This window comes from Stenotrophomonas genospecies 5 (genome assembly GCF_054473825.1).
Genome location: NZ_JBTMUW010000001.1, coordinates 1986005 through 2006737, shown reverse-complemented (window position 1 = coordinate 2006737; position 20733 = coordinate 1986005). Strand labels below are relative to the sequence as shown.

Genomic DNA, 20733 nt, shown 5'->3' with positions numbered 1-20733 from the left:
TACAGTAAAGAGATCGCCTTCGAAGTCCTGCTTCGAAGGCGTTTTTCTTTGAGGTCTGTGTGCTTTCCACGTGTTCGGGGTCAGATCCTTTTTCCGTGGAAAAGGGATCTGACCCCGGGTCCCTGCCTTGCACCAGCGCGGTGCAGCCGCTATCATCATCGGCCTAAGCAGTACCCCTGAAGGCGGCGCTCCCCTGGGGAGACCTCACCCGGAAGGAGGGCTCGCAACATGCCTTCGCGGCGTGCTGCAACCGGAATCCAGTCACCGGAGTCTTTCCGGAAAAAGGGGCCCTGCGGGCCCTTTGTCGTTTCCGGGGCGTCATGTTCACGCCGGCCATGGCCGGCACCCAACCAAGAGATCAAGGCAGGCTGTGAGCGACAAGGCAACCGACATCGCGAATCTGCTCGCCCCGACCGTTGTGTCGCTGGGCCTGGAGCTGCTGGGCGTTGAGTATCTGCCGGCCCCCGGCGGTGCGACCCTGCGCCTTTACATCGACGTGCCGCTGGCTGAACAGCCCGAGCGCATCATCAATGTCGACGACTGCGAGCGGGTCAGCCGCGAAGTGTCGGCGCAGCTGGACGTCGAAGACCCGATCAGCGGCAACTACACGCTGGAAGTGTCCTCGCCGGGCGTCGATCGTCCGCTGTTCAACCTGGAGCAGTTCACTCGCCACCTGGGGGAGTCGGCCAAGGTCACCCTGAAGCTGCCGCAGGACAACCGACGTCGCCTGCAGGGCCGTATCGAAGCGACCGACGAGGCTGCGGGCACCATCACCTTCATCGTCGACAAGGCCGAAGTGGTCGTGTCGGCGGACAACATCGACAAGGCACGGATCCTGCCCGACTGGGTGGCGTTGGGGCTGGCCCCGAGCAAGCCGACCGGTCCGGCACCGAAGCGTCCGAAGCCGAACAAGAATTCTTCTTCCAACGAGCCGGCGGCAAAGAAGCCGCGCGCGGAGTGAGCCAATGAGCAAGGAACTGTTGCTGGTAGTCGACGCGGTCGCCAACGAGAAGGGCGTGCCGCGTGAAGTGATCTTCGATGCCATCGAGGCCGCCCTGGCCTCGGCAGCGAAGAAGCGCTATCCCGACGAGGAAGTGCTGACCCGCGTGGTCATCGACCACAAGGATGGCAGCTACGAAACCTTCCGTCGCTGGGAAGTGGTGGCTGATGACGTGGTCATGGAGTCGCCCGACCGCCAGATCCGCCTGATGGACGCCATCGATGAAGCCGAGGGCGTGGACGTCGGCGATTACATCGAAGAGCAGATCGAGAACCCGGACTTCGGCCGCATCGCCGCCCAGGCCGCCAAGCAGGTGATCGTGCAGCGCGTTCGCGAAGCCGAGCGCCAGCAGGTCGTGGACGCATGGAAGGACCGCGTCGGCGAGCTGATCACCGGTGTGGTCAAGCGTGCCGAGCGTGGCAACATCTACGTCGACCTCGGCGGCAACGCCGAAGGCTTCATCCCGAAGGACAAGGGCATTCCGCGCGACGTGCTGCGCGCCGGTGACCGCGTCCGCGGCTACCTGGCCGAAGTGCGCTCGGAGCCGCGTGGCCCGCAGCTGTTCATCAGCCGCGCCGCGCCGGAGTTCATGATCGAGCTGTTCAAGCTTGAAGTGCCGGAAGTCGGTCAGGGCCTGGTGGAAATCAAGGCCTGTGCCCGCGATCCGGGCGACCGCGCCAAGATCGCCGTGCTGGCCCACGACCAGCGCACCGATCCGATCGGTGCCTGCATCGGCATGCGCGGTTCGCGCGTGCAGGCGGTGTCCAACGAGCTCAATGGCGAGCGCGTGGATATCGTGCTGTGGAACGACAACCCGGCCAACTTCGTCATCAATGCGATGGCGCCGGCCGAGGTGCAGTCGATCATCGTCGATGAGGACAAGCACTCGATGGATCTGGCCGTTGCCGAGGACCGCCTGGCCCAGGCGATCGGCAAGGGTGGCCAGAACGTGCGCCTGGCCAGCCGCCTGACCGGCTGGCAGCTCAACGTGATGACCCAGGACCAGGTCACCGCCAAGTCGGAGGCCGAGCAGGCTTCGGCCCGCCAGCTGTTCATGGACAAGCTGGAAGTGGACGAGGAGATCGCCGGCATCCTGGTCAGCGAAGGCTTCGGCACCGTCGAGGAAATCGCTTATGTCCCGGTCGGCGAACTGCTGGCCGTGGAAGGTTTCGACGAGGATATCGTCGAAGAGCTGCGCGCTCGTGCCCGCGATGCGCTGCTCAATGAGGCCCTGGCAGTCGAGGAAGGCCTTGAAGACGGCCAGCCGGCGCAGGACCTGCTGTCCCTGAAGGGCATGGACGAAGCCACCGCGTATGCGCTGGCCGGCCACGGCGTGCGCACCAGCGAGGATCTCTCCGACCTGGCCGCCGACGAGGTCGTGGACTTCGGCATCGAAGGGCTGGACCAGGAGCGCGCCGCCGCGCTGATCCTGGCCGCGCGTGCCGAGGAGATCGCCCGACTGGAACGCGGCGAATGAGCCGGCAATGAACAGGGCCCTGAGCCGCTCAGGGCGTAGAATCCGCGCCACCTCCAGATGCGGGGGGGGCGCCCACAAGATCATAGGATCCGAATGTCGCAGCAAACCACCATCCGCAAGCTTGCCGAACTGGTCAACACACCGGTCGAAAAACTGCTTGAACAGCTGGCCGGTGCCGGCATGAAGTTCAGCGGTCCCGACCAGGTCGTGACCAGCACCGAGAAGGTGAAGCTCCTGGGCTTCCTTCGTCGTTCGCACGGCAAGCCCGAGCAGGCGCCGGAAGAGACCGATCAGTCTGCAAAGAAGATCACCCTCAACCGCCGTAAACAGCAGGAAGTGACGGTCAATTCCGGTCGCAGCAAGACGACCGTGAATGTCGAGGTGCGCCAGAAGCGTACCTACGTCAAGTCCGATGGTGGTCGTGCGATGACTCCGGACGAAGAGCGCGCCGACATCCTGCGCAAGCTGGAAGAGTCGCGCGCCCGCAACCTCGCCGAACAGCAGGCATTGGCCGAGAAGGACCGTCTGCGCGACGAGGCCATCGTCCGTGCACGCGAGGAAGAGATTGCCGCCAAGGAGCGTGCCGAAGCCGAGAAGAAGGCTGCAGAGGAAGCAGCGGTTGCCGCCAAGGCCGCCGAGGCGCTGGCCGCCAGCCAGCCGAAGACGCGCGCTCCGATCGACGAAACCGCACCGCGTCCGCCGCGTACCCCGGCCGCAGCCCCGGCTGCCCCGCGTGGCGCTCCGCCACGCAGCGAGGACCGCAACAACCGCAGCGCGCCGCGCAACGAGCGTGGCCCGGGCGATCGTTTCTCCGGCCAGATGCACCTGTCGGCCGCCGACCGTGCACGTCGTGGCAACAGCAACAGCACGACCCGTGGTCGTCCGAGCGGCCGGAACCAGGCCGGCGGCCGTCGCGACATGTCGCGCGGTGGCAGCAACGCCGGTCCGCATGCCTTCGAACGTCCGACCGCACCGGTCGTGCGTGAAGTGGCGATCGGCGACACGATCACCGTGGCCGACCTGGCGCAGAAGCTCGCGCTGAAGGGCGGCGAGGTGGTCAAGGCGCTGTTCAAGATGGGCGTGATGGCCACCATCACCCAGTCCATCGACCACGACACGGCGGCGCTGGTGACCGAGGAACTCGGCCACAAGGCGATCCGTGCCAACGACAACGACGCCGAAGACGCACTGCTGGCATCGACCGGTGAAAACCAGGGCGAAGCCGTGCAGCGCCCGCCGGTGGTCACCATCATGGGCCACGTCGACCACGGCAAGACCTCGCTGCTGGATTACATCCGCCGCACCAAGGTCGCCACCGGCGAAGCCGGCGGCATCACCCAGCATATCGGTGCGTACCACGTGGATACGCCGAAGGGCGTGATCAGCTTCCTGGATACCCCGGGCCACGCAGCCTTCACTTCGATGCGTGCCCGCGGTGCCAAGCTGACCGATATCGTGGTGCTGGTGGTCGCGGCCGATGACGGCGTGATGCCGCAGACCAAGGAAGCGATCCAGCATGCCCGTTCCGCCGGTGTGCCGCTGATCGTGGCAATCAACAAGATCGACAAGTCCGACGCCGATCCGATGCGGGTCAAGAACGAACTGCTGACCGAGCAGGTCGTGGCCGAAGACTTCGGTGGCGACACCCAGATGGTGGAGATCTCGGCCAAGACCGGCCTGGGCATCGACGACCTGCTGGACGCCATCTCGATCCAGGCCGAACTGCTGGAGCTGAAGGCTGTCGATGAAGGCCGCGCGTCCGGCGTGGTGATTGAATCGTCGCTGGACAAGGGCCGCGGCCCGGTCGCCACCGTGCTCGTGCAGCAGGGCCGCCTGAAGAAGGGCGATTACCTGGTGTGCGGCATCCAGTACGGCCGCGTGCGAGCGCTGTTCGACGAAACCGGCAAGCAGCCGGAGTTCGCCGGCCCGTCCATCCCGGTGCAGGTCCTGGGCCTGTCCGGCGTGCCGGAGGCCGGTGACGACTTCGTGGTGGTCGAGGACGAGCGTCTGGCCAAGGACGTTGCCCAGCAGCGTGAGACCAAGCGCCGCGAGTCGCGCCTGGTCGCCACGGCGGGCAGCCGGATGGAAGACATCATGGCGACCCTGGGCAAGGGTGAGGGCCAGCAGGTCCTCAACCTGGTCATCAAGGCCGACGTGCAGGGTTCGGTGCAGGCGCTGAGCCAGGCCCTGGTCGCGCTGTCCAACGACGACATCCGCATCAACGTGATCCACTCCGGCGTGGGCGGCATCACCGAGTCGGACGCCAATTCGGCTGCCGCCTCCAAGGCCACCGTCATCGGCTTCAACGTGCGTGCGGATGCTTCGGCCCGTCGCATCATCGAATCCAACGGCGTGGACCTGCGTTACTTCTCGATCATCTATGACGTGATCGATCAGGTGAAGCAGGTGGCCTCCGGTCTGCTGGGCGTGGAGATCCGCGAAGAGATCATCGGTATCGCCGAGGTCCGCGATGTCTTCCGCAGCTCCAAGCTGGGCGCCGTCGCCGGCTGCATGGTCATCGAAGGCGTGGTCAAGCGCAGCAAGCCGATCCGCGTCCTGCGCGACAGCGTGGTGGTGTTCGAAGGCGAGCTGGAATCGCTGCGTCGCTTCAAGGAAAACGTCGAGGAAGTCCGCAACGGTACCGAATGCGGTATCGGCGTGAAGGCTTACAACGACGTCAAGCCGGGCGACCAGATCGAGTGCTTCGAGCGCATCGAAGTGCCGCGTACCCTGTAATGCTGCAACGGACCGGCCCTCGCGGGCGGGTCCACCCCTGGTGGCGCCCGACCCCGGTCGGGCCGTCTCTCCCGGTAGGGCCCGACCTTGGTCGGGTCACATTCAATTCAAGAGCCCGACCGCGTGCCCAAGACTTTCCATCGAACCGACCGTGTCTCCGCCCAGCTGCGCCGTGAACTCGGCACCCTGGTGCACAACGCCGTGCGCGAGCACGGGTTGCCCTCGGTGAGCGTGTCCGACGTGGAAATCACCCGCGACATGGCCCATGCCAAGGTCTTTGTCACCGCGCTGATGCCGGAACGTTCGGCCGAAGCGGTGGCCGGCCTGAAGGAACTGGGCTATCGCCTGCGCATGGACCTGGCCCGGGCGATGAAGCTGCGTCACGTGCCGGAGCTGCATTTCCATTACGACGACTCGGTTGATCGGGGCGAGCACATCGACAACATCCTGCGCGATCTGCCCGACACCGTGGCTGCCGAGAAGCGCCGCGAAAGCGACGAAGAATAACCGCGCGACGCCGGGCATGCCCGGCGTTGCTGCATTCCGGCTGCGCGATGTCTGATGCAGGCCGCGCCGCGCGCTTGCCGGGAATGGTCCGGCGCTACACCCGTATCTGTCATGACCCGAATTCAGTTCCGCCGCCTGGACGGCATCCTGCTGCTCGACAAGTCGACCGGCATGAGCTCCAACGCTGCCCTGCAGGTGGCGCGCCGCCTGTTCCGTGCCGAGAAGGGCGGGCATACCGGCAGTCTCGACCCGCTGGCCACCGGCCTGCTGCCGTTGTGCTTCGGCGAGGCGACCAAGATCGCCGGCCTGCTGCTGGGCTCGGCCAAGGCCTATGACGCCGAGATCGTGCTCGGCCAGACCACCGACACCGATGACGCCGAGGGCGAGGTGCTGCTGCAGCGTCCGGTGCCGCAGATCACTGCTGACGTCCTGCAGGCCGCGCTGGCACCGCTGACCGGCAGCATCCGCCAGCGGGCCCCGATCTATTCAGCGCTGAAGCAGGGAGGCGAGCCGCTGTACGTGAAGGCCCGCCGCGGCGACGCCATCGAGGCGCCGGAGCGGCAGGTCCAGGTGCATGCCATCGAGGTCCTGGAACAGCAGCCCGAGCGGCTGCGCCTGCGCGTCACCTGTGGCTCGGGTACCTACATCCGCAGCCTGGCGCGTGATCTCGGCGAGGCGCTGGGCTGTGGTGCGCACATCAGCGCCCTGCGCCGGCTGTGGGTGGAGCCGTTCCGCGAGCCGGCGATGGTCACCCTGGACCAGCTGCGGGCCATGGTCGAAACGGGCGACCTGGCGGCCATGGATGCGCTGCTGCTGCCGCTGGCCGACGGTCTGGCCGGGTATCCGCGGGTCGAGCTGGACGCCGCCCAGACGCAACGGTTCTGCATGGGACAGCGGTTGCGCGATGCCGGCTGGCCGCGCGGTCTGGTGGCGGTGTTCGGTCCGGACGCCGCTGTCCAGGGCCTCGGTCAGGTCGATGACAGTGGCCTGCTGGCCCCGCAGCGCCGATTCAACCTCTGAACAGGGCGGGGCGGTTCAGCCCCGGTCCTTGTCCCCGGAGCCCCTGGCCGTTACAATTTCGCGGCCATTTTCTGGCAGCCTGCCCCGCGCAGGTTTCATCCCTGTAGTCCACGGCGAGCCTGGCGGTGCGCGAAGCGCGTTCCTGCCGGCCACGCATCACTGAGAAAAAGACATGTCGATCGACACCCAGAAGGTCATTGAAGACAACAAGCGCAGCGCCGCCGACACCGGCTCCCCGGAAGTCCAGGTGGCCCTGCTGACCGCCCGCATCGAACTGCTGACCGGCCACTTCAAGACCCACAAGAAGGATCACCACAGCCGCCGCGGCCTGCTGCAGATGGTCAACCGCCGTCGCAGCCTGCTCGACTACCTGAAGAAGAAGGACGTCGAGCGTTACAAGGCCCTGATCGAGAAGCTTGGCCTGCGTCGCTAAGCAACGAATCCCCCGCGGCGCAGCGATGCGCCGCGGTTTTGTTTTGTAGTACCGCAATCCCCGATTCAGGCCGGAACGATCCGGTCACCCGCTGGCGGCAAGGGTCGCCGACGGTCCAAATTCGCAGACAGCATCCCCAAGGACACCCTCCGTGGCAAAAATCACCAAAACCTTCCAGTACGGCAAGCACACCGTCACGCTTGAGACCGGCGAAGTCGCCCGTCAGGCCAGCGGCGCCGTCATCGTCAAGATGGACGACACCGTACTGCTGGTCACCGCCGTCGCCGCCAAGAGCGCGCGCGAAGGCCAGGACTTCTTCCCGCTGACCGTCGACTATCAGGAGAAGTTCTACGCCGGCGGCCGTATTCCGGGTGGTTTCTTCAAGCGCGAAGGCCGTGCGACCGAGAAGGAAACCCTGATCTCGCGTCTGATCGACCGTCCGATCCGTCCGCTGTTCCCGGAAGATTACAAGAACGAAGTGCAGATCATCGCCACGGTGATGTCGCTGAACCCGGACGTGGACGGTGACATTCCGGCCCTGATCGGTGCTTCGGCGGCCCTGGCTCTGGCCGGCACCCCGTTCATGGGTCCGATCGGCGCTGCCAAGGTCGGTTACAAGAACGGCGAGTACATCCTGAACCCGACCGTCAGTGAACTGGCTGACTCGCAGCTGGAACTGGTCGTTGCCGGTACCTCCAACGCCGTGCTGATGGTCGAATCCGAAGCCGCGCTGCTGTCGGAAGAAGTGATGCTGGGCGCCGTGACCTTCGGTCACCGCGAAATGCAGAAGGTCATCAACGCGATCAACGAGCTGACCGTCGAAGCCGGCACCAAGCCGTCGACCTGGGAAGCCCCGGCCAAGAACGAAGCGCTGATCGCCGCCCTGAAGGAAGCCATCGGCCCGCGCCTGGGCGAAGCCTTCCAGGTGCGTGACAAGCTGCAGCGTCGCGATGCCATCTCGGCGATCAAGAAGGACGTGGTCGAAGCCCTGGCCGGCCGCGTGGCTGCCGAAGGCTGGAACCCGGCCGAGCTGTCGAAGGAATTCGGCGAACTGGAATACCGCACCATGCGCGACTCGGTGCTGGACACCAAGGTCCGCATCGACGGCCGTGCGCTGGATACCGTCCGCCCGATCTCCGTGAAGACCGGTGTGCTGCCGCGTACCCACGGCTCCTCGCTGTTCACCCGCGGCGAAACCCAGGCCATCGTGACCATCACCCTGGGCACCGCCCGCGACGGTCAGGTCATCGATGCCGTTGCCGGTGAGTACAAGGAAAACTTCCTCTTCCACTACAACTTCCCTCCGTTCTCGGTGGGTGAGTGCGGCCGCATGATGGGTCCGAAGCGCCGCGAGATCGGCCACGGTCGCCTGGCCAAGCGCGGCGTGCTGGCTGTCATGCCGTCGCTGGAAGCCTTCCCGTACACCATCCGCGTCGTCTCGGAAATCACCGAGTCGAACGGTTCCTCGTCGATGGCCTCGGTCTGCGGTTCGTCGCTGGCCCTGATGGACGCCGGCGTGCCGGTGAAGGCCCCGGTGGCGGGTATCGCCATGGGTCTGGTCAAGGAAGGCGACCGCTTCGTCGTCCTGTCCGACATCCTGGGTGACGAAGATCACCTGGGCGACATGGACTTCAAGGTGGCCGGTACCGCTGAGGGCATCTCCGCCCTGCAGATGGACATCAAGATCGAAGGCATCACCGAAGAGATCATGAAGCAGGCGCTGCAGCAGGCCAAGGCTGGCCGTCTGCACATCCTGGGCGAAATGGCCCACGGCCTGACCGCTCCGCGTTCGGAACTGTCCGACTACGCGCCGCGCCTGCTGACCATCAAGATCCACCCGGACAAGATCCGCGAAGTGATCGGCAAGGGTGGCTCGACCATCCAGGCCATCACCAAGGAAACCGGCACCCAGATCGACATCCAGGATGACGGCACCATCGTCATTGCCTCGGTCAACGCGATCGCTGCCCAGGCCGCCAAGGCCCGCATCGAGCAGATCACCTCGGACGTCGAGCCGGGCCGCATCTACGAAGGCAAGGTCGCCAAGATCATGGACTTCGGCGCGTTCGTCACCATCCTGCCGGGCAAGGACGGCCTGGTCCACGTCTCGCAGATCTCCAGCGAGCGCGTCGAGAAGGTCGGCGACAAGCTGAAGGAAGGCGATGTGGTCAAGGTCAAGGTGCTGGAAGTCGACAAGCAGGGCCGTATCCGCCTGTCGATGAAGGCCGTGGAAGAAGGCGAGGGCGCCAGCGCCGAATGATCGACCCACGGTCGATCACGGCAGGTGTCAACCCCGGTTGAGCACCGCCGCTGACATCGCTGGAATGAGAAAGCGGGCTTCGGCCCGCTTTTTCTTTGTCCGGCATCCTGAGCGGGCTTGCCGCTATGCTGTTGTCATGGACCTCCTGCGCCTGCTCGACCTGGACATCGACCGCCCGGCGCAGCGCGTGAGCCGGGCCGGTGAGGCCCTGCCCATCAGTGGCCTGAGCTGGACCCTGTTCGACGTGCTGCTTGCACACGGCACCCGTGTGGTGGATTTCGACACGTTGGCGGCCCAGGTCTGGGCACCTGCGGTGGTTGGTGAGGATGCGGTCAGTCAGCGGGTGAAACTGCTGCGGCAGGCACTCGGCGATGACAGCCGTCGGCCGCGCTACATCCGTTCGGTGCGCGGGCGCGGCTATCAGCTGTGCGCCGCACCGATACCGATGGCACCGCCGCCAGTGATCGGATCGTCACGAGGGCGCTGGTGGTGGGCTGCAGCGCTGGTGGCGGTGGGCGGGTTGGCGGTGGCGGTGCTGGCGTGGCCGGACCAGGCTCCGCCCGCCGCAGCGACGTCCCTGCTGCAGCGCGCGGACTATTACGCCGGCATCGGCCAGGCGAGCAACAACGAACGCGCGATCGCCCTCTACCGCCAGGCACTCCAGGTCGATCCAGAATCCAGTGCGGCCCGGCGTGGGCTGGCACGTGCATTGTCGGCGCAGGGATGCCTGTTCAACGGTTCTCCGCAGCAGATGCGCGAAGCGCTGGCGCTGGCCGACTCCGAACGTGCACGAGCGCCGCATGACGGTGCCACGTACGCCCTGCGCGGGTATGCGCATGATTGCCTTGGGCGGATGGACGATGCGGTAGCCGACTACGCGCGCGCGATCCAGCTCGATCCTGCGGACGAGCGCACGCGCGCATCGCTGGCCTACCTGCAGCAGGAGCAGGGCCACCTGTCGCTGGCGCTGCGCGCCAACCTCGCGCTCAAGGCACCCGAACGCATCCGCTTCCGTGATGTGCAGGTGGCGCGCGAAATGGAACTGCTCGGTTTCACCCAGGCGGCAGCGCAGCGCCATGCGCGCAACTTCCAGCTTTACCCGGACAACGTGTTCGCCAACATCGCGTGGCCGCGCAGCCTGTACGTTGCCGGGGCCGCCGGGCGCGCCCGGGAGGAGCTGGCCATCGCATTGACGCGTGGCACACCACACCCCCAGCTGCTGCGCCTGCAGGGAGAACTGGCATTGCTGGCCGGTGACACCGCGGCGGCGGCCGAGGCGTTCGCGACGGCGCACCGGCTGCGGCCGCAGCAATCGTTGGGAGAGACGCTGGCGGGCCTGTACGGATCGACGGCCATCGATCCGGCATGGGCACGTGCGCGATTGCAGCGCCTGCCGGCGGGGAGGGGTGATGGTTGGGCCGATGCTGCGCTCGAGCGGGCTCTGCTCTTGCAGTCGGTGGGTGATGCGAAGGCCGCCGTGGCCGCGCTGCACCAGGCGGTGGACGATGGCTTCCGCGATGCGGCATGGCTGCGTGCCACGCCGCTGTATGCTCCGCTGCGCAGCGCGCCGGAGTGGGAGCCGCTGCTGGCGCGTATCGATGCGGATGTCGCCAGGCAGCGCGCGCAGGTCCTCGCCGCCGCATGGCGACCCTCCGATCTGTCCGGTCTCAGCGCAGTGCGGGAAGCAGGAACTCAGTGAGAATCCGCCGCGACTGCGGATGGGCGAAGCTGCGGTTGTAGGCTTGGCTGGTGACTACGGCCACGGCATTCCTGTCAGGAATCAGGAAGACATAATTGCCACCGTTGCCGGACATCGCCCACACGGTCCGCTGCCTGCCCTGCACCGTCAGCTGCAGGCCCCACCATTGGTAGCCGTACTCGCTGCCATCGCCAGTGCGGGCCTGTGGCTGGATCATTGCAGCGATGAAATCACGGGGAACCAGTTGCCGGCCATTGCCGCGCCCCTGATCCAGCACCAGCTGCCCCAGCCGCGCCAGGTCGCGGCTGCGGTAGCGCGTGCCGCCGCCTCCCATTCCGATGCCCTCCGGTGAACGGTTCCAGTGGCTCTCGGTGATGCCCAGCGGACGCTCCAGTGCCCGGGCGGCATAGTCCGACAGTGGCATGCCGGTGGCCCTCTCGAGCACGGCGCCGAGCACGAACGAGTCGGCCGTACAGTACGCGAAGGAACGGCCATGAGGGCTGTCCTCCGGTCGCTGCATCCAGGGCGCGAAGCCCTTCACCGGCAGGGACAGGGCAAAGTCCAGCCAGCGCTCGCTCACGTACATGCGCTCTTCGTGGCCGCTCGAGAACGGGTTCTCGTCGTCGCATTCCCACAGGCTGCTCATGGTCAGCAGATCCTGCAGGGTGATGGCGCGCAGGCGCGGGTCGACGACGTGGCGCGCGGTGAATCCGGGGAAGTAGTCGTAGACCCGGGCCTGCACGCCCGGCAGCGCCCCCTCGCCGATGGCGGCGCCGATCAGCAGTGCGGTCACGCTTTTGCTGGCCGAGCGCACATCGTGCAGGGTGCCCGCGTCCGCGCCGTTGAAGTAGCCCTCGTAGACGACGTTGCCGTCGACCTGCAGCAGCACGCTGCGGATCTGCTTGAGGTCATCGCGGGCGATGGCCTGCTCCAGGGCGGGCAGGCGGACGGAGGCAGGCGTTGCGGCGCCGGTGGTGTGGGGTATGAATGCCAGCAGCAGAAGGAGGAAGGGCATCAACGGACGCATGGTCGGGCTCCATCGGAAAGGAGACTGGATTGAGCCCGGTCCTTCGCTGAAGTGCTGGAAGCGTGTCTGAAGAATTCTGAAGGGCCAGTACCGGCGACGGCAGCGCGCTGTCCTGCCGTGGGGCGTCAGGGACATGCCGATGTCATCCTGCGGGCGTCCGTGCCTGTCCAGTGGACGACATTCGATGAAGCCGCGCCGGGGCGTGATCGGTTTGCTACCGTGGCTGCGCCTTCGAACCGGGAGATCCCATGTTCCGCCAGACCCTGGCCGTCCTTGCCGTACTCGTCACCGCTGCCGTGCCCGGCGCAGTGCACGCTGCGCCGGCGCAGTCGCCGATCTTCGGCGCCTACTACCCCGGTGGCTCGGCCGGGCGCTATCCGGTTTCGAGCATTCCAGCCGAGCGCCTGACGCATCTGTTCTACGCGTTCTCCACCATCGAAGACGGCCGATGCGTGATCGGTGCGGACGCATCGAAGAACGTTGCCGAGCTGGCTGACCTGAAAAAAGCGCATCCGCATCTGCGCACGCTGATCTCGATCGGCGGCTGGGGCGCCGGTGGGTTCTCCGATGCCGCGCTGACCGAAGCCAGCCGCAGGCGCCTGGTCGACTCCTGCATGGCGCTGTTCTTCGAACGGCACGCAGGCAGCTTCGATGGCGTGGACATCGACTGGGAGTTTCCGGTCAGTGGCGGCCCGAAGGAACTGGCCCATCGTCCGCAGGACCGGGCCAACATGACGCGCCTGGCGCAGGCGTTCCGTACCGCGCTCGATACGTACGGGCGCAGGGCAGGGCAGCCGATGCTGCTGACCGCCGCGCTGGCCGCTGGCCGGCTGCAGACCGATGGCCCCTATGATCCCGCCGCCAGCTACGACCTGCCGGCGCTGGCCCGGATACTCGATTTCATCAACCTGATGAGCTACGACATGGGTACCGGTTTTTCGGCCGTGTCGACCTTCAACGCGCCATTGCATGAAGTGCCGGCCGACCCGCTGGCGCCGGAACTGCGGCGCTGGAACAACGTGGCCGGTGCGGTGCAGTACTACCGCGAACATGGCGTGCCGGCGGACAAGCTGGTGCTGGGCGTGCCGTTCTACGGGCGCGGCTTCAAGGTGACCGGGGAGACTGCCGACGGCCTGTACCAGGCTTACAGTGCGCCGGCCGATGCCGGCGACTGGCGGGTGATCAAGGCGCGTTACCTCGATCAGCCGGGCTGGACCAGGCACTGGCACCCGCAGGCGCAGAGCCCGTGGTTGTACAACCCGCGGGAGAACGTCTTCATCAGCTATGAAGACCCGCGTTCGATCGGCCTGCGGGCGCAGTTCGCCCGCGAACAGGGGCTGGCCGGTGTCTTCATGTGGGAGCTGACCGGCGACGATGAACAGGCCAGCCTGCTCAACGCGATGCTGGCACCCTGGCACAAGGCCCGCGTGGGCGATTGAAGGCGCCGCGCTCCGCCGGCATGGCCCGGCGGGGCGGTCAGTCGGCCCAGACGCTGTTGGGGTCGCCGTTGCGCGCCCGGCGTTGGCTGGCCAGCGCCAGGCGCGCAAAGCCGAAGGCCATCGCCAGGGCGACGGCGTCGATCCAGAACAGCGGCCAGTGCCCGGCAGCGGCGGCACGCCACAGCCAGTCACCGTTCAATGCACCATGCACGACCGGCACCAGCGCGGTCGCGGCCGCAGCGGCCCACAGCAGTTCCCGGGCAGCCTGTGCGGGCCTGCGCAGGAATGCCCACAGCGCGCACGCGGCCCAACTGCTGAAACAGGCCCAACGGATGCCCGGGTCGACCGCCGCGGGTGCTGCGCGTTCGAGCACCAGCGCTACCACGAACGCCAACGAGATCGCCACGCACAGGCCGATGCAGACACCGACGGTGGCACGCGCCATGTTGACGGCCGCACGCGACTGCTCGGGCTGGCGTCGCTTGCGTCGCGATTCGATCCACAGCAGGTTGCCGGAATAGAACAGGAAGGCGCCGCCGAGCCCCATCAGGAAGTACAACCAGACCACCACGCCGTTGCCGAACTCACCGAAATGAAGCGCATAGGCGGCGCTCAGCGTAGCGTGATTGGCATCGCGCTGGCCCGGCAGCTGCGTGGCCAGCACGTCGCCGGTGGTCACGTCCAGGGCGACCGCGCCCAGCGGGCCCAGCGTGCCGGTGGATTCGCCGGTGATCTCGATGGTGGCCTTGGCGTCGCCACCATTGGCCAGTTTCAGATAGGCCGGTTCGAAGTTGGCCACGCCCTGGGCGCGGGCCACTTCCAGGGCGCGCGCATGCAGGACCTGCAGGCTGCCCGGCGGTGCCGGAACGCCGCTGGCCTCGCGCACCGGAGCGGTATCCATCGCGGTCGGCACGGCCTGCAGCAGTTTGCCATCGAAGATCAGCGGATTGAGCAGTGCCATCTGTACGAACGCCAGGCAGAGCAGGGCGCCGGTAACGGCGAACATCAGATGGAAGGGCAGACTGAGCACGCCGATCACGTTGTGCGCATCCTGCCACTGCTGCTTGAGGTTGCGGCCCGGGCGCAACGCGAACAGGTCACCCAGCAGTTTCGGCAGGTGGATCACCAGGCCGCTGAGCAGGGCCATGCCGTACAGCAGGCTGACGATGCCCATTACATACACGCCGGCCACCGGCAGGCCCAGGCTGTAATGCAGCTCGTTGACCAGTTCGGCCAGACCGGTCTGCGGCGGCGTCGGGCTGCCGGCGGTGTGTCCCGGCCACGCATAGCGCCAGCTGCCGTCATCGGTCTGCCAGTAGGCCAGCGGCTGCGGATGGTCGGTGCCGGGGAAGGTCATGCCGACATGGCGGCGTGCCTCCGCGTGGGCTGCCAGCACGTCCTCGAGCAGGTGCTGTGCGTCATCCAGGTCCGCGGGCAATGCCGTCGCCGCGCCCGGCGTCTGCCACAACGGCAGGTCATGGTGGAAGAGGGTCAGGGCGCCTGCATAGAAGGCCACGAACAGGCCAAAGCCGGCGACCAGGCCGACCCAGGTGTGCAGGGTGGTGAACGTTCGCAGCGTCTGCGAGGAGAACTTCATGGGGACGGTCTCATTGCACCGCACCGGCCAGGCGCAGCAGGCCGAGCACGGCGAAGCCGGCGCCAGCAGTGCCGGCCAGGGCCAGCCAGGCGTGTGCGGCGCGGCGGAAGCTGAACGCCCAGAGGGCGGCCAGCATCCACAGCGGGATGAAGGCGATCAGGGCCGGTACCAGGGCGTGCTGCCATGGGCCGGGCGGCAGCCAGGCCACCAGTCCGGTGGCGGCCGCGGCCAGCAGGAAGCCGGCGAAGATGCCGGCGAGGGCGCGGGCCCACATCAGCGCGGCTCCGTGCCGGGGCGGTGCCAGGCGGCGATGGCCGGCAGCAGCATCGCCGCCAGCATCCAGGTGCACAGCATCGCCACCAGCCCCGCGGCGAAGCCCAGTTCGGCCATCCACAGCCATAGTGCGGCCGCAGCGGCAACCAGGCCGATCTGTCGGCCAAGCCGGCCAGCCCGGCGCAGGCGCGGCCAGCGGCAATGCGGCGAGGCGGCATAGAAGGCCGTCGCCGAGAACATCGCAGACAGCACGCCCAGGCTGCAGAAGCCGAGCGTGGAAAGGCCGACAGTGATCATTGCCGGCAGCCTGCGCGGCGCGAGGGCGGCGAACGCGGGACACGGGCGGGGCCGGCGTAGGCCGGTCGGAGCGGGTGGCGCATCACGAGGTCCTGGGGGAAAGCGGGCAGGCTGGCACGGGGCGGGCTGCCTGGATATGGTAATCATTGCGATTTCAGGCTGCCAGCGACGGCCATTCAGGGGCGCGACGGGGAGTGCTTGGGCTTTCCCGCGCACTGGTCTAAAATCGCAGTCATTATCCTGACTGGAACAAGGTGGCCCGCGCCCAGCGCCGGCCGAGCGTGCGACATGAGCACTACCACCGCCCACGGTTGACCTGCCCCCGAAGGCCCTGCGTTCCAGGCGCCCTCGCGGCGCTTTTTTATTGCCCGGGCGCCTGCCCGGAGCCGCTTTCCAGCCCGCAGCGCGGGCCCCCGCACGAAGCCACTGCGATGATCAACATTACCCTTCCCGACGGCAGCCGCCGCGAGTTCGAAAACCCCGTCAGCGTCATGGACGTCGCCCAGTCGATCGGTGCCGGCCTGGCCAAGGCGACCATCGCCGGCTCGGTCGATGGCGTGCTGGTCGATGCCAGCGACGTCATCGATCACGATGCCAGCCTGCGCATCATCACCGCCAAGGACGAGGAGGGCGTGGAGATCATCCGCCACTCCTGCGCCCACCTGGTCGGCCATGCCGTCAAGCAGCTGTACCCGGACGTGAAGATGGTCATCGGCCCGGTGATCGCCGAGGGCTTCTACTACGACATCTACTCCGAGCGCCCGTTCACCCCGGACGACATGGCCGCGATCGAGAAGCGCATGGGTGAACTGATCGCCCAGGACTACGACGTCATCAAGAAGATGACGCCGCGCGCGGAAGTGATCGAGATCTTCAAGGCGCGTGGCGAGGACTACAAGCTGCGCCTGATCGAGGACATGTCCGACGACATCCAGGCCATGGGCATGTACTACCACCAGGAGTACGTGGACATGTGCCGTGGCCCGCACGTGCCGAACACGCGCTTCCTGAAGGCCTTCAAGCTGACCCGCATTTCCGGTGCGTACTGGCGTGGTGACGCGCAGAACGAGCAGCTGCAGCGCATCTACGGCACCGCCTGGGCCGACAAGAAGCAGCTCGATGCCTACATCAAGCGCATCGAGGAAGCCGAAATGCGCGACCACCGCCGCATCGGCAAGCAGCAGGACCTGTTCCACCTGCAGGAAGAGGCACCGGGCCTGGTGTTCTGGCACCCCAAGGGCTGGGCGCTGTGGCAGGTGGTCGAGCAGTACATGCGCAAGGTCTATCGCAACAGCGGCTATGGCGAAGTGCGCTGCCCCCAGATCCTGGACGTGAGCCTGTGGAAGAAGTCCGGTCACTGGGACAACTACCAGGACAACATGTTCTTCACCGAGTCGGAGAAGCGCACCTACGCGGTCAAGCCGATGAACTGCCCGGGCCACGTCCAGGTGTTCAACCAGGGCCTGCACAGCTACCGCGACCTGCCGATCCGCTACGGTGAGTTCGGTTCCTGCCACCGCAACGAGCCCTCCGGCGCACTGCACGGCATCCTGCGCGTGCGCGGCTTCACCCAGGATGACGGCCATGTGTTCTGCACCGAGGCGCAGATCGAATCCGAGGTGACCGCCTTCCACCAGCAGGCGCTGGCGGTCTACCGGCACTTCGGCTTCGAGGAGATCCAGATCAAGATCGCGCTGCGGCCGGAATCGCGTCTGGGCGATGACGCCACCTGGGACAAGGCCGAGGGCGCACTGCGCTCGGCGCTGGCCAGCTGCGGCGTGGAGTGGCAGGAGCTGCCAGGCGAGGGCGCCTTCTACGGCCCGAAGATCGAGTACCACCTGAAGGACGCCATCGGCCGTACCTGGCAGCTGGGCACGATGCAGGTCGACTTCATGATGCCCGGCCGCCTGGGCGCCGAGTACGTGGACGAGAACAGCCAGAAGAAGCATCCGGTCATGCTGCACCGGGCGATCGTCGGCTCCATGGAGCGTTTCATCGGCATCCTGATCGAGCACCATGCCGGCCAGTTCCCGGCCTGGCTGGCGCCGACCCAGGTGGTGGTGGCCAACATTACCGACGCCCAGGCCGACTACGTCTCGGGCGTGACCAAAACCCTTGCGGAGCAAGGCTTCCGCGTCAGCTCGGATTTGCGTAACGAGAAGATCGGCTATAAAATCCGCGAGCATACGTTGCAGCGCGTGCCCTACCTGCTGGTCATTGGTGACCGCGAGAAGGAAAATGGGGCTGTGGCGGTGCGTACGCGTTCTGGCGAAGACCTGGGCAGCATGAGCCTGCAGGCCTTCATCGAGCGGCTCCAGGCCGAGGGCGCGTAAGCAAAGGTCCGGTCCGGGGGCACAGGCACCCGGACCGGTTCGATACCCTTGGGAGAACGTAATATCAGCACCCCTGACAACAAACAGAACCGCAAGAATCAGGAAATCCGTGTGCCGCGCGTCCGCGTGATCGGCAGTGACGGAGAAATGATCGGCGTGTTGTCGCGCGACGAAGCGCTGTCCATGGCCGAAGATGAAGGCCTGGACCTGGTCGAAATCCAGCCGCAGGCCGATCCGCCGGTCTGCAAGATCATGGACTTCGGCAAGTTCAAGTTCGAAGCGCAGAAGAAGGCCAGCGAGGCCAAGAAGAAGACCAAGCAGGTCGAGATCAAGGAAGTGAAGTTCCGTCCGGTCACGGACGAGGGCGACTACCAGATCAAGCTGCGCAAGATGCGCGGGTTCCTTGAAGAAGGCGACAAGATCAAGGTCAACATCCGTTTCCGTGGCCGTGAAATGAGCCACCAGGAACTGGGTCGCGAAATGGCCAACCGGATCGAGACCGATCTGGGCGAGGACATCGTCATTGAATCCCGTCCGCGCCTGGAAGGGCGTCAGATGGTCATGATGATCGCGCCGAAGAAGAAGACCTGAGGCCTGACGGGCCGCCTTCCGGGGCGCCTGGCTGAATGGTTCAGGGTAAGGGGGCGCCACTGGCGTCCCTTTGCTTTTGCAGGATGCCGGTGAAATGCCGGCGCAAGGGGTGCTGGGGCTGGTGGCAGGGCGGTTTTGCCTGTATCATGCCCGGCTCGACCCACCCAGGACGGGTCGTACGCCGATCATGGCAGGACGGAAAGAGCGGCCCAGGCCGCCGCCAGATCAGTCAGAAACCAGGGTCAAATCCCATCAAGGACATTGCAATGCCCAAGATCAAGACCAACCGGGCAGCGGCCAAGCGTTTCCGCAAGACCGCCTCGGGCAAGTACAAGTGCGGCCACGCCAACCGTAGCCACATCCTCACGAAGAAAGCGACCAAGCGTAAGCGTAATCTGCGTCAGACGGGCCATGTCCGTGCAGAAGACGCAGGCCGTCTGGACCGCATGCTCCCTTACCTCTGAGGAACTGAAAAATGGCACGAGTTAAGCGTGGCGTACAGGCGCGTCGCCGCCACAAGAAGATTCTGGATCTCGCCAAGGGCTATTACAACGCCCGCCGCAAGGTCTTCCGCGTCGCCAAGCAGGCGGTCATCAAGGCACAGCAGTACGCCTACATCGGCCGTAAGCAGAAGAAGCGCAACTTCCGTTCGCTGTGGATCACCCGTATCAATGCGGCTGCCCGCATCAATGGTCTGAGCTACAGCCGCTTCATGAACGGTCTGCTGAAGGCCGGCATCACCCTGGACCGCAAGGTCCTGGCTGACATTGCCGTGCACGACGCAGCCGGCTTTGCCGCGCTGGCCGAAAAGGCCAAGGGCGCGCTGGCGGCATAAGTCCTTCCCGATGCCGTTGCCGTTCATCCGGAACGGTGTCAGGTCAAGGCAATGCATGGGGAAGGGCGCAAGTCCTTCCCCATTCTTTTTTGGGTCCCGGCGTGGCCACGGCGACGCGGGGACGGCGGTGGCGACAGGGGTCGGCCCTTCGCCTGCCGCGATGGCAGATCGACTGGAGTTCCGGCCCCCCATGAGCGACATCCAATCCCTCACCACCCAGGCGCTGGCCGAGGTGGCTGCTGCACAGAGCCCCGACGTGCTGGAACAGCTGCGCGTGGCCCTGCTTGGCAAGAGTGGCAGCATCACCTCGCAGCTCAAGCAGCTCGGCGCCCTGCCGGCCGACGAGCGCAAGGCTGCCGGTGAAGCGATCAACCAGGCCCGCGACGCGCTGACCCGCGCGCTCGGCGAGCGCAAGGCGCTGCTGGAAGATGCGGCACTGGATGCACGCCTGGCCGCCGAAGCCATCGACATCACCCTGCCGGGCCGCAATGGCGAACGCGCCGGCCTGCACCCGATCACCCGTACCCTGGAGCGCATCACCGGCATCTTCGGCCGACTGGGCTACGAGTTGTCGGAAGGGCCGGAGATCGAGGATGACTGGCACAACTTCGAGGCGCTGAATTTCCCGCCGCACCACCCGGCGCGCGCCATGCATGACACCTTCTACTTCGGTGACGGCCGCCTGCTGCGCACTCATACCTCCGGTGTGCAGGTGCGCTACATGGGCGACCATGCGCCGCCGCTGCGCATGATCGCCGCCGGCAAGGTGTACCGCAGCGACAGCGACCAGACCCACTCGCCGATGTTCCACCAGGTGGAAGGCCTGCTGGTGGACGAGCATTCGACCTTCGCCGACCTGAAGGGCACGCTGGCCGAATTCGTCCGTGCCTTTTTCGAGCGCGACTTCGAGATGCGCTTCCGTCCCAGCTACTTCCCGTTCGTCGAGCCCGGTGCGGAAGTGGACATCGCCTGGCAGCAGCCCGATGGCAGCACCCGCTGGCTGGAAGTGCTCGGCTGCGGCATGGTCCATCCGAACGTGCTGCGCAGCGTCGGCATCGATCCTGAGCGCTACACCGGTTTCGCCTTCGGCATGGGCGTGGAGCGTTTCGCGATGCTGCGCTACGGCGTCAACGATCTGCGCGCGTTCTTCGAGAACGATGTGCGCTTCCTGAAGCAGTTCGCGTAACGCATTCGGCAACGCCGGGCCCA

17 protein-coding genes and 2 pseudogenes are annotated in these 20733 nt (G+C 66.3%); 15 read left to right on the top strand and 4 right to left on the bottom strand.

What is annotated here, in order from left to right; all coding sequences use genetic code 11:
• Positions 1-370 precede the first annotated feature (370 nt).
• The 9 genes and pseudogenes from rimP (at position 371) to ACX9OW_RS09310 (ending at position 11132) form a co-directional block, all read left to right on the top strand.
• Positions 371-961: a ribosome maturation factor RimP gene (gene rimP / locus ACX9OW_RS09350; protein ID WP_053518672.1), complete on the top strand. Its 591-nt coding sequence runs from the start codon at positions 371-373 to the stop codon at positions 959-961.
• A gap of 4 nt (positions 962-965) precedes the next feature.
• Positions 966-2477 (top strand): transcription termination factor NusA, encoded by a 1512-nt coding sequence (gene nusA / locus ACX9OW_RS09345; protein ID WP_053518673.1) that lies wholly within the window; start codon positions 966-968, stop codon positions 2475-2477.
• A gap of 93 nt (positions 2478-2570) precedes the next feature.
• Positions 2571-3249: pseudogene (locus tag ACX9OW_RS09340) on the top strand (translation initiation factor IF-2 associated domain-containing protein); the annotation flags it as partial.
• Between the two features lie 32 nt (positions 3250-3281).
• Positions 3282-5213 (top strand): annotated as a pseudogene (gene infB, locus ACX9OW_RS09335) (translation initiation factor IF-2); the annotation flags it as partial.
• Between the two features lie 123 nt (positions 5214-5336).
• A complete protein-coding gene (gene rbfA, locus ACX9OW_RS09330) occupies positions 5337-5720 on the top strand; it encodes a 30S ribosome-binding factor RbfA (RefSeq protein WP_053518676.1) in 384 nt (127 codons plus the stop codon).
• Positions 5721-5831: 111 nt separating this feature from the next.
• The gene (gene truB / locus ACX9OW_RS09325; RefSeq protein ID WP_283219665.1) at positions 5832-6740 is read left to right on the top strand and encodes a tRNA pseudouridine(55) synthase TruB; all 909 of its coding nucleotides are present in this window, start codon (positions 5832-5834) and stop codon (positions 6738-6740) included.
• A 172-nt stretch (positions 6741-6912) separates the two neighbouring features.
• The gene (gene rpsO, locus ACX9OW_RS09320; protein WP_005417886.1) at positions 6913-7173 is read left to right on the top strand and encodes a 30S ribosomal protein S15; all 261 of its coding nucleotides are present in this window, start codon (positions 6913-6915) and stop codon (positions 7171-7173) included.
• A gap of 151 nt (positions 7174-7324) precedes the next feature.
• Positions 7325-9433 (top strand): polyribonucleotide nucleotidyltransferase, encoded by a 2109-nt coding sequence (gene pnp, locus ACX9OW_RS09315; protein ID WP_053518678.1) that lies wholly within the window; start codon positions 7325-7327, stop codon positions 9431-9433.
• Between the two features lie 136 nt (positions 9434-9569).
• Entirely contained in the window at positions 9570-11132 is a 1563-nt protein-coding gene (locus ACX9OW_RS09310) for a winged helix-turn-helix domain-containing protein (RefSeq protein WP_459062200.1), read from the top strand.
• Here the strand turns inward: ACX9OW_RS09310 and ACX9OW_RS09305 are convergent.
• The gene (locus tag ACX9OW_RS09305; RefSeq protein WP_197571686.1) at positions 11101-12159 is read right to left on the bottom strand and encodes a serine hydrolase domain-containing protein; all 1059 of its coding nucleotides are present in this window, start codon (positions 12157-12159) and stop codon (positions 11101-11103) included. The genes ACX9OW_RS09310 and ACX9OW_RS09305 overlap by 32 nt on opposite strands.
• Before the next feature lie 248 nt (positions 12160-12407).
• Between ACX9OW_RS09305 and ACX9OW_RS09300 the strand changes: the two genes are divergently transcribed.
• Positions 12408-13598 (top strand): glycoside hydrolase family 18 protein, encoded by a 1191-nt coding sequence (locus ACX9OW_RS09300; RefSeq protein WP_065181860.1) that lies wholly within the window; start codon positions 12408-12410, stop codon positions 13596-13598.
• A 37-nt stretch (positions 13599-13635) separates the two neighbouring features.
• Here ACX9OW_RS09300 and ACX9OW_RS09295 read toward each other — a convergent pair whose 3' ends face one another.
• From ACX9OW_RS09295 to ACX9OW_RS09285, 3 genes are read right to left on the bottom strand one after another with little or no spacing between them, the layout of a single operon-like run.
• The gene (locus tag ACX9OW_RS09295; protein ID WP_459062199.1) at positions 13636-15195 is read right to left on the bottom strand and encodes a PepSY-associated TM helix domain-containing protein; all 1560 of its coding nucleotides are present in this window, start codon (positions 15193-15195) and stop codon (positions 13636-13638) included.
• 10 nt (positions 15196-15205) lie between these two features.
• Positions 15206-15469, bottom strand: a complete 264-nt coding sequence (locus ACX9OW_RS09290; protein WP_197571972.1) for a hypothetical protein — start codon at positions 15467-15469, stop codon at positions 15206-15208.
• A complete protein-coding gene (locus tag ACX9OW_RS09285; protein WP_197571971.1) occupies positions 15469-15765 on the bottom strand; it encodes a hypothetical protein in 297 nt (98 codons plus the stop codon). The genes ACX9OW_RS09290 and ACX9OW_RS09285 overlap by 1 nt, the downstream gene beginning before the upstream one ends.
• A gap of 431 nt (positions 15766-16196) precedes the next feature.
• On the opposite strand from ACX9OW_RS09285, the gene thrS reads away from it, so the two are divergent.
• From thrS to ACX9OW_RS09260, 5 genes are all read left to right on the top strand, one after another.
• Positions 16197-18098 carry a threonine--tRNA ligase gene (thrS, locus tag ACX9OW_RS09280; RefSeq protein ID WP_065175534.1) on the top strand — a complete coding sequence of 634 codons (1902 nt, stop codon included), beginning with the start codon at positions 16197-16199 and terminating at the stop codon, positions 18096-18098.
• A 48-nt stretch (positions 18099-18146) separates the two neighbouring features.
• Entirely contained in the window at positions 18147-18689 is a 543-nt protein-coding gene (gene infC, locus ACX9OW_RS09275; RefSeq protein ID WP_079222586.1) for a translation initiation factor IF-3, read from the top strand.
• Positions 18690-18955: 266 nt separating this feature from the next.
• Positions 18956-19153, top strand: a complete 198-nt coding sequence (gene rpmI / locus ACX9OW_RS09270) for a 50S ribosomal protein L35 (protein ID WP_005410436.1) — start codon at positions 18956-18958, stop codon at positions 19151-19153.
• An 11-nt stretch (positions 19154-19164) separates the two neighbouring features.
• A complete protein-coding gene (gene rplT / locus ACX9OW_RS09265; RefSeq protein ID WP_005410435.1) occupies positions 19165-19524 on the top strand; it encodes a 50S ribosomal protein L20 in 360 nt (119 codons plus the stop codon).
• A gap of 190 nt (positions 19525-19714) precedes the next feature.
• A complete protein-coding gene (locus ACX9OW_RS09260) occupies positions 19715-20710 on the top strand; it encodes a phenylalanine--tRNA ligase subunit alpha (protein WP_459062198.1) in 996 nt (331 codons plus the stop codon).
• The last annotated feature ends 23 nt before the right edge of the window (positions 20711-20733 follow it).

Excerpts from the sequence above, each read along its gene's own strand:
- nusA (WP_053518673.1), top strand. The coding sequence starts at position 966 with ATGAGCAAGGAACTGTTGCTGGTAGTCGACGCGGTCGCCAACGAGAAG.
- ACX9OW_RS09305 (WP_197571686.1), bottom strand. The coding sequence starts at position 12,159 with ATGCGTCCGTTGATGCCCTTCCTCCTTCTGCTGCTGGCATTCATACCC.
- ACX9OW_RS09300 (WP_065181860.1), top strand. The coding sequence starts at position 12,408 with ATGTTCCGCCAGACCCTGGCCGTCCTTGCCGTACTCGTCACCGCTGCC.
- rpsO (WP_005417886.1), top strand. The coding sequence starts at position 6,913 with ATGTCGATCGACACCCAGAAGGTCATTGAAGACAACAAGCGCAGCGCC.
- ACX9OW_RS09310 (WP_459062200.1), top strand. The coding sequence starts at position 9,570 with ATGGACCTCCTGCGCCTGCTCGACCTGGACATCGACCGCCCGGCGCAG.
- rpmI (WP_005410436.1), top strand. The coding sequence starts at position 18,956 with ATGCCCAAGATCAAGACCAACCGGGCAGCGGCCAAGCGTTTCCGCAAG.
- ACX9OW_RS09260 (WP_459062198.1), top strand. The coding sequence starts at position 19,715 with ATGAGCGACATCCAATCCCTCACCACCCAGGCGCTGGCCGAGGTGGCT.
- ACX9OW_RS09295 (WP_459062199.1), bottom strand. The coding sequence starts at position 15,195 with ATGAAGTTCTCCTCGCAGACGCTGCGAACGTTCACCACCCTGCACACC.
- thrS (WP_065175534.1), top strand. The coding sequence starts at position 16,197 with ATGATCAACATTACCCTTCCCGACGGCAGCCGCCGCGAGTTCGAAAAC.
- ACX9OW_RS09290 (WP_197571972.1), bottom strand. The coding sequence starts at position 15,469 with ATGTGGGCCCGCGCCCTCGCCGGCATCTTCGCCGGCTTCCTGCTGGCC.
- ACX9OW_RS09285 (WP_197571971.1), bottom strand. The coding sequence starts at position 15,765 with ATGATCACTGTCGGCCTTTCCACGCTCGGCTTCTGCAGCCTGGGCGTG.
- truB (WP_283219665.1), top strand. The coding sequence starts at position 5,832 with ATGACCCGAATTCAGTTCCGCCGCCTGGACGGCATCCTGCTGCTCGAC.
- rplT (WP_005410435.1), top strand. The coding sequence starts at position 19,165 with ATGGCACGAGTTAAGCGTGGCGTACAGGCGCGTCGCCGCCACAAGAAG.